We start from the raw sequence: 15,533 nt of genomic DNA, 5'->3' as shown, positions 1-15,533 counted from the left end.
CGTTTCTACGAACCAGGAGCGGCTGATGAGCGCTGTGACCCCCGCTGGAGGCGACACCGCGGCGGGCCGTTCCTGGCCCGCCGTCCTGAACGCACTGCTCGCCGGGCAGGACCTGAGCGCCGGTGACACGGCGTGGGCGATGGACCGCATCATGAGCGGGGAGGCCGCCGACGCCCAGATGGCGGGCTTCCTGGTGGCCCTGCGGGCCAAGGGGGAGACGGTCGAGGAGATCACCGGTCTCGTCGAGGCGATGTACGCCCACGCGCGACCGCTGCACATCCCGGGACCGGCCGTCGACATCGTCGGTACGGGCGGCGACATGGCCAAGACGGTCAACATCTCCACGATGTCCTCCATCGTGATCGCGGGGACCGGCGCGAAAGTCGTCAAGCACGGCAACCGGGCGTCGTCCTCGGCGAGCGGCTCGTCCGACGTGCTGGAGCAACTCGGCATCAACCTGGACCTGTCGCCCGAGCGGGTGGCCGAGGTGGTGGAGGAGGCCGGGATCACCTTCTGTTTCGCGGCCAAGTTCCACCCCTCGATGCGGTTCGTCGGCGGGGTCCGGCGGGACCTCGGGATTCCGACCTCGTTCAACCTGCTGGGCCCGCTGACCAACCCCGCCAGGGTCGCCTCCTCGGCCATCGGCTGCTTCGACACCCGGATGGCCGGGCTCATGGCGGGCGTGCTCGCCGAGCGCGGCTCGTCCGCGCTGGTGTTCCGCGGGGACGACGGCCTCGACGAGCTGACGACCACCGCCACCTCCCGGGTGTGGGTCGTACGGGACGGCAAGGTCACCGAGGAGGCCTTCGACCCGCGGGACGTCGACCTCGAGCTGGTGCCGGTGGAGGCCCTGCGGGGCGCCGACCCGGCCTACAACGCCGGCGTCGCCCGGCGCCTCCTGGACGGCGAGACGGGCCCCGTCCGGGACGCTGTACTGCTGAACTCGGCGGCGGCACTCGTGGCCCTGGAGCCGGGGGACGGACCGCTGGCGGGCCAGATCCGGGCCGGGATGGAGAAGGCCGCGGAGTCGATCGACTCCGGCGCGGCGAAGAGGACGCTCGAGCGCTGGGCCGCCGCGAGCAACGCGTAGCGCTTCACCGGTCGATGTCCCGCGATCCGGATACGGGTTGCGGGACATCGATCACTTCGCATAGGTTCTTGATCAGGTCATGAGTGACAGTCATGAGGCCCCGGCCGACTGTCCGGCAACCCTCCGTCCGTGGCGGGGTGCCCCGGGTGAAGACCAGGCCGTAGGCAGAGAGGTCTACGGCAAGCGCGGACCCCTCGCACTCGTTTGAGTGAACACAGCCAGGGGTCCTGGTCGTTCGAGGGAGTCTCCCGTGAGCAAGCGAATGCGATAGGGCCGCCGAGCCCCGCTCCGTGTACCCCTTTTTTTTCACCTCACCCGCGCTGAGCGATGCCCGCTCGCGCGGTGGCTGTGTCCTTTCTTCGGGGTGCCCCCCAAACCCCCTCACCTGCCTTCACGGGAGTTCCGTCATGTCCGTCGTCACCGCTGCCGCCGACCAGAGCGTCTGCGTCCCGCTGCCCGTTCTGGGCCGTGATGTCACCGTCCCGCTCGTCACCGGCGGCGACGTCACCTATGCCGCCCTCGACTACGCGGCCAGCGCCCCCGCGCTCCAGCGCGTCTGGGACGACGTGGCCGCGTACGCCCCCTATTACGGCAGCGTCCACCGCGGCGCCGGCTACCTCTCCCAGCTCTCGACCGACCTGTTCGAGAACGCCCGCAAGACGGTCGCCGAGTTCCTCGACTGCCGCGCTTCCGACCAGGTGATCTTCACCCGCTCGACGACCGACTCCCTGAACCTCCTGGCTGTCGTGCTCCCGACCGACTGCCAGGTCTTCGTCTTCGAGACCGAGCACCACGCGAGCCTTCTGCCCTGGAAGAACGCGCAGGTCACCTACCTCGACGCGCCTCGCACCCCGCGTCAGGCCGTCGAGACCCTGGAGCGCGCCCTCGCCGACCGCGACCCCCACGGCCCGGCCCTGGTCTGCGTCACCGGCGCCTCGAACGTCACGGGCGAGCTGTGGCCCGTACGCGAGCTGGCCGCCGCCGCCCACGCGCACGGCGCCCGCATCGTGCTCGACGCCGCCCAGCTGGCTCCGCACCACCCGGTGTCGGTGCGCGACCTGGACGTCGACTGGGTCGCCTTCTCCGGCCACAAGCTGTACGCCCCCTTCGGCTCCGGCGTCCTCGCGGGTCGCGCCGACTGGCTCCAGGAGGCGGAGCCGTACCTGGCCGGTGGCGGCGCCAGCCGCAAGGTCACCCGGCGCGTGGACGGGGGAGTGGCCGTGGAGTGGCACGACAGCGCCGCCCGGCACGAGGCAGGCTCCCCTAACGTCATTGGCGCCTACTCGATCGCGTCGGCCTGCAAGGCGCTCACCGAGGCCGGCTTCGACACCCTGGTGGCCCGTGAGCGGCACCTGATCGAGAAGGTCCGGGCGGGCCTCGCCGAGGTCCCCGAGGTGCGCGTCCTGTCCCTCTTCGGCGACGACGCCCCGCGCGTGGGCGTGCTGTCCTTCGTGGTCGAGGGCTGGAACAGTTCGCACTTCGCCGCCGCGCTCTCCGCCGAGCACGGCATCGGCGTCCGCGACGGCCTCTTCTGCGCCCACCCCCTGGTCCGCACCCTGCTGGGCAGCGCCCCCGAGACCCAGGGCGAGTGCGGCGCCCCCGAGGCGAACCCGGGGGAGAAGTCCCTCAACGCGATCCGAGTGAGCTTCGGTGCGGGCACCCCGGATGAGCACGTGGAGCGCTTCGTCGACGCGGTGAAGGAGCTGGTCCGCGAGGGCGCGAAGTGGCAGTACCACACGGAGAACGGCCGCTGCGTCCCGGCGGTGTGAGGTTCTGACGGTGCCGTGAGGCGGTGTTCAGCCGGTCAGGAGTCGAGTCCGATGGCGAACGCCGCCTCGAGGTCATGCTGCGAGTACGTCCGGAACGCGACATGCGTGTCCGTACCCTCCACCCCCGGAATCTTGCTGATCCGCCCGGGAATGACCTCCGCGAGATCCTCGTGCTGCCGCACACGCACCATCGCGATCAAGTCGTATGTACCGGTGACGGAGAAGACCTCGCTCACCGAATCCAGCGAAGCGATCTGCTCCGCGATCTCGGGGATCCGGTCCACGCTGGTCTTGATGAGGACGATCGCGGTGATCACGGCTGGTTCTCTCCCTCGGGAGCCGGAGCTGGGGCGGCCTTCACTTTAGTCCCACGTCCGAACCGCACCCACGCGAAGACGAAGCCCAGCGAGAAGCCCACCAGGTGGGCCAGATAGGCGACCCCCGGCCCGGACGACGCCTGTCCTGCCGCCAGCCACTGCAGCGCCGCCCAGAACGGCAGCACGACCCACGCGGGGAAGCGCAGCGGGAGGAAGAACAGGAACGGGAGCAGACTGGTGACACGGGCGCCGGGGAACAGGAACAGGAACGCGCCGAGCACCGCCGAGATCGCTCCGGACGCACCCACCAGGGACTGCTGGGAGGCGGCGTTGGCGGCCGCGTAGCCGAGCAGTGCCAGATAGCCGCAGCCGACGTAGAACAGGGTGAACTGCACCCGGCCCATCCGCTCCTCGGTCATCGCTCCGAAGACATAGAGGAAGAGCATGTTGCCGAGCAGATGCACCCAGCTGCCGTGCACGAACAGGGCCGTGGCCGGGGTGAGGGCCTCCCGGGCGGGCCCGTCGAACAGGTTCGCCGGGACCACGCCCCAGTGGCGGAAGTACGCCCGCTGCGCGGCGAGCAGCTCGTCACCGGTGCCGTACGCCGGATTGAGCCCCGCCGCCGGGCCGATCACGAAGATCAGACAGCACACGGCGATCAGGGTGTACGTCATCGGTGCCGATGAGCCTCGCGGGGTCCTGAAGGTCCGGTCGGCCGCCCTGTTCCAGTTGCTGATCATGAACACAGAGCATGACGTAACGGGACGCACTGGCACAGACTGCCTCGCCGCCATGGATGGATGGACGGCGGGTACCCGCCAGGCCGTAGGGTTACGAGCCACACGCGTCGGGGAGTCGACGTGTCAAGGACACTAGAAGGAAGCGAACAGCCACGATGCCGGTTCCCCTGCCGACCGCCACGACGCGGTGGCGCTGCACCCTCTGCGGCAACCTTACGCGCTTCGACGTGACCCGTGCGTCGAAGGTCGTGGAGTACGTCCACCTCGACCTGGCTGGTGAACCGAAGGTCGAGGAGCGCGAGGTGCTCAGTGAGAGCATCGAGTCGGTGCGCTGCCGTTGGTGCAACGCGGTGGATCAGGTGGAACTCGTGGACAGGCCGGGCGCCGACTCCTGAGCGAAGGAGGCGGCCTCGCACAGGTGATGGGGTGTGACGGATGGTGGAGACCGCAGGCGGGGGGCCGGGCGACGGCACCGCCGAGGTGCTTGACCGTCCGCTGCCCGACGGGGTGCGTCGGCGTGTCGTGCAGATCGTGTCGGACGGCTTCGGCGGGCTGACGGTTGGTGAACTGCCCGCCCAGTTGCGGCAGTATGCCCGCTTCGCACCTAATCGCCGGGCAAAGTTCGCGGGCAACGCCATGGCCGCGGCCCTGGAGACCGACACGCTGTTCCGGCAGCGCATCGGCGAGAAGCTGAGAGAGGCCCAGCCGGAACTCGCCGGCGCCCTCGACTCCGGCTCGCCGCCCCCGGCCGCGGATCCGCTCGACGTGGCGGCCGCGGCCTATGTATTGCGCCCCGCGGGCTGGGTGAAGCTCGTCACCGCTGCCGGCGAGGAGGCCCAGCGCGCGCACGCCGAGCGCGCCGACGAGGAGAGCCGGGCCGAGCTGGAGCGGCTGCGCGAGGAGCTGGACCGGGCCCGCGAGCAGACCCGTACCGAGACCGAACGGCTGCGCGGTGAGCTGGAGTCGGCGAAGAAGGAAGCCGAATCGCTTCACCGCAAGCTCCGGGCGGCCCTCAGTGACGTCAAGCGGGGCGAGGCCGCGCTGCGCAAGACGCAGGCCGAGATGGAGTCCGCACGGGCCGAGGGGCAGGCGCAGGTGTCCGCCGCCGAGAGTGAGGCCCGGCGCCTCAAGGCCCGCCTGGGAGAGGCGGAAGCCGCCCTGGAGGCCACCCGGAGAGCGGCTCGCGAGGGCCGCAGCGTCGAGGACATGCGCCTCAGGCTGCTGCTCGACACCGTGCTCGACGCGACTCAAGGGCTGCGCAGGGAACTGGCGTTGCCGCCCGTCTCGGTGCGCCCCGCCGAGACCGTGGATGCGGTCGAACCGGGACGAATGACCCCGAAGGACATCGCCGCGCGGGCCCTGTCCGAGCACGACCCCGCGATCCTCGACCAGCTTCTCGCCCTGCCGCAGGCGCACTTGGTCGTCGACGGCTACAACGTCACCAAGACCGGCTATCCCCAGATGCCGCTCGAGAAGCAGCGCCTGAGGCTGCTCGGTCAGCTCTCGCAGCTCGCCGCGCAGACCGGCGCGGAGGTGACGTGCGTCTTCGACGGCGCCGAGCTGGCCGCGCCGGTGCTGCTCGCCCCGCCGCGCGGTGTGCGGGTGCTGTTCTCCAGGCCGGGTGTCACCGCGGACGAGCTGATCCGCCAACTGGTGCGCGCCGAACCGCCGGGCCGCCCGGTGATCGTCGTGTCGACCGACCGCGAGGTGGCCGACGGGATCGCGAAGGCTGGTGCCCGACCCGTCGCCTCTGCGGTGCTTCTCAAGCGACTGTCGTGAAGGTCAACGTACGGGCCTAATGCCCGAATTGATCCGTCTTGTACGCCACCCAGTGTCAAGTGGGCATCACGGCATGTGAGTTGTGTGCAAAGAATGCATGGTGTGACGAGATTTTTCGCGTGAGGATTTGAACTGATCACAGCAAGGTCACTAGGGTCGGGCTTCGAACCTCCGCACGGGTGATCACTCAAAAGAAGGAGCCCGTCTCCGTGGCGTCCCACCGTCGACCCAAGCAGCCCAGTCGCACGCGCGTGACCGTGCTGACCACCGCAGCCGCCGCTGCCGTCGCTCTGAGTGCGCAGGCCGCCAACGCGGCGCCCAGCGAGAAGCCGAGCAAGAGCGAGGTCAAGGCGAAGGTCGACAAGCTGTACCAAGAGGCGGAGCAGGCCACCGAGAAGTACAACGGGGCCAAGGAGAAGCAGGAGAAGCTCCAGAAGGAGATCTCCACCATCCAGGACAACGTGGCCCGCGGCCAGGAGGAGCTCAACAAGCTGCGCGACGGCCTGGGTTCGCTGGCCACCGCCCAGTACCGCTCCGGCGGCATAGACCCGTCCGTCCAGCTCTTCCTCTCGTCCGACCCGGACAGCTTCCTCGACAAGGCGTCCACGCTCGACCAGTTGAGCGGCCAGCAGGTCGAGGCTCTGAAGAAGATTCAGGACAAACAGCGCGAACTCGCCCAGGAGCGGACCGAGGCCACCGAGAAGCTCAAGGACCTCGCCTCCACCCGCACCGAGCTCAAGAACAAGAAGAACGAGGTCCAGGGCAAGCTCGCCGACGCGCAGAAGCTGCTCAACACCCTGACCGCCGCGGAGAAGGCGGCGCTCGCCGCCGAGCAGGCCCGCGCCAGCCGCTCCTCCGCCGCGCGCGTCGACCTCGGCAACACCGGCTCCGCCTCCGGCCGCGCCGCCGCGGCTTTCTCGGCCGCCCAGAGCCGAATAGGCTCGCCCTACGTCTACGGCGCCTCCGGCCCGTCCTCCTTCGACTGCTCGGGCCTGACCTCCTGGGCCTACGCGCAGGCCGGCGTCGGCATCCCACGCACCTCGCAGGCGCAGGCCAACGCCGGTACCCGCATCTACAACCAGAGCGACCTCAAGGTCGGCGACCTGGTCCTGTTCTACGGCGACCTGCACCACGTCGGCCTCTACGCGGGCAACGGCCAGGTGCTGCACGCGCCGCGCACCGGCACCGTCGTGCGGTACGAGTCGATCGGCAACATGCCCTTCCAGTTCGGCGTCCGGATCTGATCCACGCCAAAAGCGCGGCTCCGGTGGCGCCCGAACGGGCGAATCACGAAGACCGCGACTGACTCCACGCCCCGCCGTTGACCTGCGTCAGTGGCGGGGCGTCACGTTGTGTGGCCGCCGAGGTCTTTGGCCGCCACGTGTCCGCGCGGTTACTGTCTGGCGCGCTTCCTTCACCGCCGGGGCTCGATGTCCCGACGATCCGGGAAGCGGCAACTGCCCGCCAGCGGAAGGAGTGCGGCCCCCGTGGGGTTTCATCGCCGTCTTGCACCGTCGTCCGGGTTCGACCGGGGCGCCGGCGCGGCCCTGAGCGTGTTGTCCGCCACGGCCGCCGTCCTGGGCGCCGTACCGGCGGGTGCCGCGCCGCACACCGACACCCGCGCGGAGGTGGACCGCCTCTACGAGGAGGCCGAGCAGGAGACCGAGGCCTACAACAAGGCCGACGAGCACGCCGGAACGCTGCGCCGCCAGATCCGGGACGCGCAGGACCAGATCGCCCGGCAGCAACAGCGCGTCAACACCATGCGGGAGAAGGTCGGTTCGCTGGCCGGGGCGCAGTACCGCTCCGGCGGCATCGACCCCGCCGTCGCCCTGCTCCTGTCCTCCGACCCCGCCGACTACCTGGACAAGGCATCCCTCCTGGACCGGATCGGCGCCCGCCAGGCGGGCGAGCTCAGGGAGCTTCAGTCGGCCGTGCGCTCACTGCACCAGGAGCGCGCCGAGGCGGCCCGGAAGCTCGCCGACCTGCAGAAGAGCCGCACGGACGTCGCCTCGCACAAGCGGACCGTGGAGCGCAAGCTCGCCCGGGCCCAGGAGCTGCTCGACACCCTGCCGTACGCGGAACGCGCCGCCTACGAGCGGGCCTCACGCGACGGCCGCTTCGACTTTTCCGGCTTCGGGGACGCCACGCCCCTCGGCGCTCGTGCCGCCGCCGCGGTCGCCGCCGCCCGTTCCGCCCTCGGCCGCCCCTACGTCTGGGGCGCGAGCGGACCGTCCAGCTTCGACTGCTCGGGCCTGATGCAGTGGTCGTACGCCCGGGCCGGAGTCCATCTGCCGCGCACCTCGCAGGAGCAGCGGTACGCCGGCCACCGCGTCCCGCTCTCCCAGGCCCGGCCCGGCGACCTGGTCGTCTACCGCTCCGATGCCAGCCACGTGGCGATGTATGTGGGCAACGGCCAGGTGATCCACGCCCCCTACCCGGGTGCGGCCGTGCGCTATGACCCGGTCGGGATGCTGCCCATCTCCTCGGTCACCCGGGTCTGACCGCGCGCCGCGGGCCGTACGATCGGGAAATGGCTGGTCGTGGACGGGCGTGGCGCTCGGGAGTGGTGGCGCTCGCGCTGCTGCTCGTCTCCCTCACCGGGTGCGGCGGACCGCCCAAGGCCGACACCGCGCGGGCCGAGGTGCAGCAGGTGCTGGATCGGCGGGCGACCGCGCTGCTGCACCACGATGCGACGGCGTACGGCGAGTCGGGCACCCGCACCGCATACGACAACCTCCACGAGGTGCCGCTCGCATCCTGGTCGTACCGCCTGACCGCCCTGCACCGCACCGGCGCCACGGCGACCGCCGACGCCGAGCTCAGCTACCGCGTCAGGGGCTACGACAAGGCCCCCGTCACCGCCGCGCGCCGGCTCACCCTGAAGCTCACGGCCGACGGGCGCTGGTACGTCGACTCGGACCGGCCCGCGAAGAAGGCGGGCGAGCAGTTGTGGGATCAGGGCGCGGTGACCGCCGTCGCGGGCGAGCACAGCCTCGTCATGGGGGTCGGACAGTCCGGCGGGACGCTGCGCACGTACGCGCGGCTCGCCGACCGCGCCGTCCCGGCGGTGTCACGGGCGTGGGGCACGGACTGGACCCGCCGGGTCGTCGTGCTCGTACCGGGGTCCCTGGAGCAGATGGCGGGACTCCTCGGCTCACCGGCCTCCTCCTACCGAGGAATCGCCGCCGTCACCACCGGCGAGGCGGGAGGCTCCGGCACGGCCCCCGCGGACCGGGTCGTCGTCAACCCGGACGCGTACGCCCTCCTCGGCGAGGTCGGCAAGCAGCTCGTGCTCACCCACGAGACGACCCATGTGGCCACCCGCACCCACACGAACGCCGCCACCCCGCTGTGGCTGTCCGAGGGGTACGCCGACTGGATCGGCTACCTCGGCACGGACCGCACGCCGGCACAGGCCGCTCCGGAGCTCGCCCGCGCCGTCCGGGACGGCGACGTGCCGGACGACCTGCCCGCCGACGCGGACTTCGGCTTCAGCGGCGACGCCGTCCGGCTGGCCCGGGCGTACGAGGGCGGCTGGCTGGCCTGCCGGATGATCGCCGACCGGTGGGACGAGGCCCGGCTCGGCGAGTTCTACCGCGCCGTAGGCACCCATCCGAAGCGGGCGGGCGCGGTCGAGGACGCGCTGCGGAAGGTGCTCGGGACGACGCAGGAGGCGTTCACCGAGCAGTGGCGGGACTATCTCCGCGATCAACTCGGCTGAGCCGGCAGCCCGATGGGCCTTGCCCGGCGTCAGGAGGAGACCGGAGTCTCCTTCGCGCGGGTCGCCTGACTCGGCAGCGGGGTCGTCGACGGTGGCGTGACCGTGGAGCGCCACAGGGCGTGGGCCGCGGTGAGGGTGGCGGTGATCAGCAGGCCGTTGCGCAGGAGGAGCAGGCCCGTGCCGTACGTGTCGCTGAGCACGACGTGCGAGAAGCCCATCGGGAACTCCAGCACCGTGACGAAGGCCGCCGCCAGCAACAGGAGCGTGGGTACGGTCATCCGGCTCGCGCGGAAGCACAGGCAGACGGCGGCCAGACCGACCAGCCACACCAGGTACTGGGGGCTGATCACCCGGCTGGTGACCGTGAACATCAGCGTCGCCGTGAACGCCGCGTCCGCGAGCGTGTGCGCCGGGAAGCGCACCGCCCGCAGCCGCCACAGCAGCAGCCAGCCGAAGGCGACGCCGGTGAGCGCCAGGGCGGCGTCGCTGACCACGTCGACGTACGGGCCGAGGAACTCCACCGAGCCGTAGTTGAGCAGCACCTCGCCCTGCCAGCCGAAGTGCCGGGCCACATGGAAGACCAGGGCGCCCAGCGACTCCACCTCGGTGCCCCGTTCGCGCTGAAAGGTGACGAAGGCGAAGGCGCCGGGCATGGCGAGTGCGAAGAGCGCCGCGAGTCCGGCCGCTGTGGCCGCCGCGGCCGTCCATGCCCGGCGCCGTACCGCGCCCACCAGCAGCAGGACCGGCCACACCTTGACCATCGCGGCGAAGCCCGCCAGCGCGCCCATGAGCCGGGGGTGCCGGGCGCCCGCGAGCAGTGCGGCCACGGCCACCGCGGTCACCATCACGTCGTAGCGGGCGTAGGCCGTCGGGCCCAGGAGCGGGAGGCCCGCCACCCACACCCGGGCGCCGCGCAGGGACCGGCCTGGGCGTGCGCCCGTGCGGCACAGGAGGGCCAGGACGGTCAGGTCGGCGAGACAGGCCAGGACGTAGAAGGCGGCGGGGTAGGCGAGGAACGGCAGGACGGCGGGGGAGAGGATCGCGAGGGCGGCGGCGGGCGGGTACTGCCAGGTGACGTCGTCCAGCGGGAAGGTGCCCTGGCGCAGCACCTCGTACCAGCCCTGGTAGATGACCGACACGTCGCTCGTGACGTCGGCGCCCGGGAAGACGAACACCCGGAACACGAAGAGCAGCAGCACCAGCCGGGTGGCACCCCAGGTGCCGAGCAGCCACGCCAGCGCCCGTCCCGCGCCCGTCCTGTTCACCTGATCCTCTGTCCGTCGACTGTCCGGTTCCGTGTCGTCCTGTTCCGCAGGACCGCCACATGATCTCCCGCCGCACTGTGCGAGGGCCATGAAGCACGGCCGTGGGCGCGCGTGCCCCGCCGCCGACGGGCCCGGTAGGGTCGGCGACGATGCACAAGACCCTCATCGTGACCAACGACTTCCCGCCCCGGCCCGGCGGCATCCAGGCGTTCCTGCACAATATGGCGCTGCGACTGGATCCCGAGCGGCTGGTCGTCTACGCCTCCACCTGGAAGCGCGGCCCGGAGGGCGCCGAGGCCACGGCTGCGTTCGACGCCGAGCAGCCCTTCACCGTCGTACGGGACCGTACGACGATGCTGCTGCCCACGCCCGCGGCGACCCGGCGGGCCGTCGGGCTGCTGCGGGAGCACGGGTGCACGTCGGTGTGGTTCGGTGCGGCGGCGCCGCTCGGACTGATGGCGCCCGCGCTCAGGAAGGCGGCCGCCGAGCGGCTGGTGGCCACCGCGCACGGGCACGAGGCCGGCTGGGCCCAGCTGCCCGCCGCGCGGCAGCTGCTGCGCCGGATCGGCGAGGCGACGGACACGATGACCTACCTCGGGGAGTACACGCGCTCGCGGATCGCGGACGCGCTGACCCCGGATGCGGCCGGGCGCATGGTGCAGCTGCCGCCCGGTGTCGACGAGAAGACCTTCCACCCGGACTCGGGCGGCGACGAGGTGCGGGCGCGGCTCGGGCTGAGCGACCGGCCGGTGGTGGTGTGCGTCTCGCGGCTGGTGCCCAGGAAGGGCCAGGACACGCTGATCCGGGCCATGCCCCGCATCCTCGCCGCACAGCCGGACGCGGTGCTGCTGATCGTCGGCGGCGGGCCGTACGAGAAGGACCTGCGCCGCCTCGCGCACGAGACCGGGGTCGCCGCCTCCGTGCGCTTCACCGGCGCCGTGCCCTGGTCGGAGCTGCCCGCGCACTACGGCGCCGGGGACGTCTTCGCCATGCCGTGCCGCACCCGGCGCGGCGGGCTCGACGTGGAGGGGCTCGGCATCGTCTACCTGGAGGCCTCCGCGACCGGGCTGCCGGTCGTCGCGGGTGACTCCGGCGGCGCGCCGGACGCGGTGCTCGACGGGGAGACGGGCTGGGTCGTACGGGGCGGCTTTCCGGACGAGGCCGCCGAACGCATCACCGCACTCCTCGCCGACCCCGAACTGCGCCGCCGCATGGGGGAGCGGGGCCGGCAGTGGGTCGAGGAGAAATGGCGCTGGGATCTGCTGGCGGAGAAGCTGAAGACGCTGCTGTAGCCGCTGCCCTAGGCGGAGCGAAATAATCCGCCCATGCTGCGGCCATGACAGCAAAACTGATGCAGCGTCAACTGACCAGACGTCAGATCCTAGGTATGGCCGCCCTTCAGACGGCGGCCTCCCTCGGCTTCACCCGTGTCGGTCTCCAGTCGGCCCGCGCGGCCGAGCCCGACGCGATCGAGGCCGCCCCCGCGATCGTCGTCGGCTCGGGCTACGGCGGCGCCGTCGCCGCCCTCCGCCTCGGCGAGGCCGGCATCCGCACCCTCGTCCTCGAAATGGGCCGGCTCTGGAACACCCCCGGCTCCGACGGCAAGGTCTTCTGCTCCACCAGCGCCCCCGACCAGCGGTCCATGTGGTTCCGCACCCGCACCGAGGCCCCGCTCGCCACCTTCCTGTGGCTGGACGTCGTCAACAAGGCCATCCCCTCCTACCCCGGCGTCCTCGACCGCGTGCACTTCGGCGCCATGTCCGTGTACGTCGGCCGCGGCGTCGGCGGCGGCTCGCTGGTCAACGGCGGCATGGCGGTCACCCCGCTCCGGTCCTACTTCACCGAGCAGTTCCCCACCGTGGACGCCGACGAGATGTACGGCACGTACTTCCCGCGCGCCCGCGCCATGCTCGGCGTCAACACCGTCGACCCGGCGTGGTTCGAGTCGACCGAGTGGTACAGGTTCGCGCGCACCTCCCGGAAGGCCGCCGGCAACGCCGGCCTGAAGACCACCTTCGTGCCCAACGTCTACGACTTCGGCTACATGCAGCGCGAGGCGGCCGGTACGGCCGTGAAGTCGGCGCTCGCCGGCGAGGTCATCTACGGCAACAACCAGGGCAAGCGCAGCCTCGACAGGACGTACCTCGCCGCCGCGCTCGGCACCGGCAACGTCACCCTCCACAGTCTGGAGAAGGTGACCGCCATCAGCCGTGCGGGCGACGGGAGTTGGCTGCTGACCACCGAGCGCAGGGACATCACCGGCGCGGTCGTCGAGACCAAGCAGTACGGCTGCACGTATCTGTTCCTCGGCGGCGGCAGCCTCGGCACCAGCGAACTCCTCGTCCGGGCCCGGGAGACGGGCGCCCTGCCGGATCTGGCCCCCGCCGTCGGCGGCGGCTGGGGCACCAACGGCAACACCATGCTGGGCCGCGCCAACCACATCTGGGACACGGTCGGCGCCAACCAGTCGACCATGCCGGTGCTGGGCATCGACGACTGGGCCAACGCCGACAACCCGGTCTTCGCCGAGATCGCCCCGCTTCCCATGGGCTTCGAGCACTGGGTCAGCCTCTATCTGGCGATCACCAAGAACCCGGAGCGGGCGGCGTTCAGCTACGACTCCGCCACGGGCGGCGTGAGACTCGGCTGGACCGCGGCCCAGAGCGCGGTCTCCGTCGCCATGGCCAGCAAGCTGTTCGACCGGATCAACGCGGCCAACGCGACGATCTACCGGTACGACCTGTTCGGCTCGGGCAGCAAGGTGTTCGCCGACGACTTCACGTACCACCCGCTCGGCGGCTGCGTGTTGGGGAAGGCCACCGACAACTACGGCCGGGTGAAGGGATATTCGAAGATGTACGTCACCGACGGCTCGCTCGTGCCCGGCTCGATCGGGGTGAACCCCTTCGTGACCATCACCGCGCTCGCCGAACGCACCATGGCGCGGGTCCTCGCCGAGGACACCGCGCCATGAACCGTCGTACCGGTGGCTACTTCTGGTAGAGCCCCTCGATCTCGTCCGCGTAGTCCTTCGCCACCACGCTCCGCTTGAGCTTCAGGGACGGCGTGAGGTGGCCCGACTCCTCCGTGAACTGGGAGGACAGAATGCGGAACTTCCGCACCGATTCCGCCTTCGACACCGCGGCGTTGCCGTCGTCGACAGCGGCCTGGATCGCCGCGATCAGATCCGGGTCATCGCGCAGCGACGCCGCGGTGGAGCCCGCCGGCTTGCCGTGCTCCTCGGCCCAGCGGCCCAGGAACTCGTCGTCGATGGTGACCAGCGCGCCCACGAACGGCCGCCCGTCGCCCACCACCATGCACTCCGCGACCAGCGCGTGTGCCCGGATACGGTCCTCGATCACGGCCGGAGCGACGTTCTTGCCGCCCGCGGTGACGATGATCTCCTTCTTGCGGCCGGTGATCCTGAGGTAGCCGTCCTCGTCGAGGGTGCCGATGTCACCGGTGTGGAACCAGCCGTCGGCCAGCGCCTCGGCGGTCGCGGCCTGATTGTTCCAGTAGCCCGCGAACAGGTGCTCGCCGTGCAGCAGCACCTCTCCGTCGTCGGCGATGCGGATGACGGAGCCCGGCAGCGGCTGACCGACCGTGCCGATCTTCTGCCGGTCCCAGGGGTTGAACGCGGTGGCCGCGCAGGACTCGGTCAGACCGTAGCCCTCAAGGACCGTGAAGCCGATGCCGCGGAAGAAGTGGCCGAGCCGCTCGCCCAGCGGGGCGCCGCCGGAGATGGCGTACTCGCCCCGGCCGCCGAGCACCGCACGCAGCTTGCTGTAGACCAGCTTGTCGAACGTCTTGTGCTTGATCTTCAGACCGAGCGACGGGCCCGACGGGGTGTCCAGCGCCTTGCTGTAGGCGATCGCGGTGTCCGCGGCCTTGTCGAAGATCTTGCCCTTGCCGTCGGCCTGCGCCTTGGCACGCGCCGAGTTGTAGACCTTCTCGAAGACCCGCGGCACGCCCAGGATCAGCGTCGGCCGGAACGACGCCAGCTCGTCCGTGAGGTTCGTGACGTCCGGAACCAGGCCCAGCTTGATCGGCGCGATCATCGGCGCGATCTGCACCAGCCGGCCGAAGACGTGCGCGAGCGGCAGGAAGAGCAGCACCGAGCACTCGCCCGTGCGGAACAGCGGGCGCAGCCGCTCCACGATGTTGCCGCACTCGGCGAAGAAGCTGCGGTGCGTGAGCACACAGCCCTTGGGGCGGCCGGTGGTGCCGGAGGTGTAGACGATGGTCGCCGGGTCGTCGGCCCTGGCGAGCGAACTGCGCTCCTCCACGGTCGCGTCGGCGATGTCGGCGCCCAGCCGGCCCAGCTCCGCCAGGGCCTCCCGCTCGATCTGCCAGACGTTGGCCAGAGCCGGCAGCCGGTCGCGCACCGAGTCGACGGCGGCGGCGTGGTTGTCCATCTCCACGACGCAGGCGGTGGCGCCCGAGTCGGACAGGATCCACTGCACCTGCTCCGGCGAGCTGGTCTCGTACACCGGCACGGTGACCGCGCCCGCGCTCCAGATCGCAAAGTCCAGCAGCGTCCACTCGTACCGCGTGCGGGACATCAGGGCGACCCGGTCGCCCGGCCGTACGCCGGAGGCGATGAGCCCCTTGGCGGCGGCGTGCACCTCGGCCAGGAAGGCCTGGGCCGTCACGTCCTGCCAGACACCGCCGACCTTGCGGGCGATGACGGCGACGTCGGGATGCTGCGCGGCGTTTCTGCGGACGATGTCGGTCAGATTTCCGTCCGCAGGGACCTCGTACAAAGCCGGAAGGCTGAACTCGCGCAAGACTGCTGCTCCTCATAGGGCGCCGGCGCCACGACGTTGTGTGATGCGACGGTGCGGTCCAA

Annotated in this window: 13 protein-coding genes and 1 riboswitch; of the genes, 9 read left to right on the top strand and 4 right to left on the bottom strand. The window is 71.1% G+C overall.

Annotation, left to right across the window (positions count from 1 at the left end; translation table 11 throughout):
• Nucleotides 1-25: 25 nt before the first annotated feature.
• Together trpD and ACFYXB_RS12420 are read left to right on the top strand one after the other, a co-directional pair.
• Nucleotides 26-1,090: an anthranilate phosphoribosyltransferase gene (gene trpD / locus ACFYXB_RS12425; protein WP_389580811.1), complete on the top strand. Its 1,065-nt coding sequence runs from the start codon at nucleotides 26-28 to the stop codon at nucleotides 1,088-1,090.
• Nucleotides 1,091-1,165: 75 nt separating this feature from the next.
• A riboswitch (SAM riboswitch) is annotated at nucleotides 1,166-1,282 on the top strand.
• A gap of 215 nt (nucleotides 1,283-1,497) precedes the next feature.
• Nucleotides 1,498-2,859 carry an aminotransferase class V-fold PLP-dependent enzyme gene (locus tag ACFYXB_RS12420; RefSeq protein WP_389580808.1) on the top strand — a complete coding sequence of 454 codons (1,362 nt, stop codon included), beginning with the start codon at nucleotides 1,498-1,500 and terminating at the stop codon, nucleotides 2,857-2,859.
• A gap of 35 nt (nucleotides 2,860-2,894) precedes the next feature.
• Here the strand turns inward: ACFYXB_RS12420 and ACFYXB_RS12415 are convergent, their stop codons facing one another.
• Together ACFYXB_RS12415 and ACFYXB_RS12410 are read right to left on the bottom strand one after the other, a co-directional pair.
• Nucleotides 2,895-3,176 (bottom strand): Lrp/AsnC family transcriptional regulator, encoded by a 282-nt coding sequence (locus tag ACFYXB_RS12415; protein WP_100572304.1) that lies wholly within the window; start codon nucleotides 3,174-3,176, stop codon nucleotides 2,895-2,897.
• On the bottom strand, nucleotides 3,173-3,916 hold the full coding sequence (locus ACFYXB_RS12410; protein ID WP_389580805.1) for a rhomboid family intramembrane serine protease: 744 nt from the start codon (nucleotides 3,914-3,916) through the stop codon (nucleotides 3,173-3,175). The genes ACFYXB_RS12415 and ACFYXB_RS12410 overlap by 4 nt, the downstream gene beginning before the upstream one ends.
• 155 nt (nucleotides 3,917-4,071) lie before the next feature.
• Between ACFYXB_RS12410 and ACFYXB_RS12405 the strand changes: the two genes are divergently transcribed.
• The 5 genes from ACFYXB_RS12405 to ACFYXB_RS12385 all read left to right on the top strand — a co-directional run bounded on the left by ACFYXB_RS12405 (nucleotide 4,072) and on the right by ACFYXB_RS12385 (nucleotide 9,419).
• Nucleotides 4,072-4,311: a hypothetical protein gene (locus ACFYXB_RS12405; RefSeq protein ID WP_351354090.1), complete on the top strand. Its 240-nt coding sequence runs from the start codon at nucleotides 4,072-4,074 to the stop codon at nucleotides 4,309-4,311.
• Between the two features lie 40 nt (nucleotides 4,312-4,351).
• Entirely contained in the window at nucleotides 4,352-5,695 is a 1,344-nt protein-coding gene (locus ACFYXB_RS12400) for an NYN domain-containing protein (protein WP_389580801.1), read from the top strand.
• Nucleotides 5,696-5,904: 209 nt separating this feature from the next.
• Nucleotides 5,905-6,939: an NlpC/P60 family protein gene (locus ACFYXB_RS12395; RefSeq protein WP_389580798.1), complete on the top strand. Its 1,035-nt coding sequence runs from the start codon at nucleotides 5,905-5,907 to the stop codon at nucleotides 6,937-6,939.
• A gap of 243 nt (nucleotides 6,940-7,182) precedes the next feature.
• Nucleotides 7,183-8,199, top strand: coding sequence for an NlpC/P60 family protein (locus ACFYXB_RS12390; RefSeq protein WP_389580796.1), 1,017 nt, complete (start codon nucleotides 7,183-7,185; stop codon nucleotides 8,197-8,199).
• A gap of 29 nt (nucleotides 8,200-8,228) precedes the next feature.
• Nucleotides 8,229-9,419, top strand: coding sequence for a hypothetical protein (locus ACFYXB_RS12385; protein WP_389580793.1), 1,191 nt, complete (start codon nucleotides 8,229-8,231; stop codon nucleotides 9,417-9,419).
• A gap of 29 nt (nucleotides 9,420-9,448) precedes the next feature.
• On the opposite strand, the gene ACFYXB_RS12380 is transcribed toward ACFYXB_RS12385, so the two are convergent.
• Nucleotides 9,449-10,684 carry a glycosyltransferase 87 family protein gene (locus ACFYXB_RS12380; protein WP_389580791.1) on the bottom strand — a complete coding sequence of 412 codons (1,236 nt, stop codon included), beginning with the start codon at nucleotides 10,682-10,684 and terminating at the stop codon, nucleotides 9,449-9,451.
• A 149-nt stretch (nucleotides 10,685-10,833) separates the two neighbouring features.
• Here ACFYXB_RS12380 and ACFYXB_RS12375 point away from each other — a divergent pair, with 149 nt between their 5' ends.
• Both ACFYXB_RS12375 and ACFYXB_RS12370 read left to right on the top strand, forming a co-directional pair.
• Nucleotides 10,834-11,976, top strand: coding sequence for a glycosyltransferase family 4 protein (locus tag ACFYXB_RS12375; protein WP_389580788.1), 1,143 nt, complete (start codon nucleotides 10,834-10,836; stop codon nucleotides 11,974-11,976).
• Between the two features lie 95 nt (nucleotides 11,977-12,071).
• Nucleotides 12,072-13,658: a GMC oxidoreductase gene (locus tag ACFYXB_RS12370; protein ID WP_389580785.1), complete on the top strand. Its 1,587-nt coding sequence runs from the start codon at nucleotides 12,072-12,074 to the stop codon at nucleotides 13,656-13,658.
• A 16-nt stretch (nucleotides 13,659-13,674) separates the two neighbouring features.
• On the opposite strand, the gene ACFYXB_RS12365 is transcribed toward ACFYXB_RS12370, so the two are convergent.
• Nucleotides 13,675-15,471 carry an AMP-dependent synthetase/ligase gene (locus tag ACFYXB_RS12365; protein WP_389580783.1) on the bottom strand — a complete coding sequence of 599 codons (1,797 nt, stop codon included), beginning with the start codon at nucleotides 15,469-15,471 and terminating at the stop codon, nucleotides 13,675-13,677.
• Between the last annotated feature and the right edge of the window lie 62 nt (nucleotides 15,472-15,533).

The organism is Streptomyces sp. NPDC002619, from assembly GCF_042889305.1.
In the GTDB taxonomy this organism is placed as follows: domain Bacteria; phylum Actinomycetota; class Actinomycetes; order Streptomycetales; family Streptomycetaceae; genus Streptomyces.
Note: the sequence above shows the minus strand (reverse complement) of the source record. Positions and strands in the feature narration are given on the sequence as shown.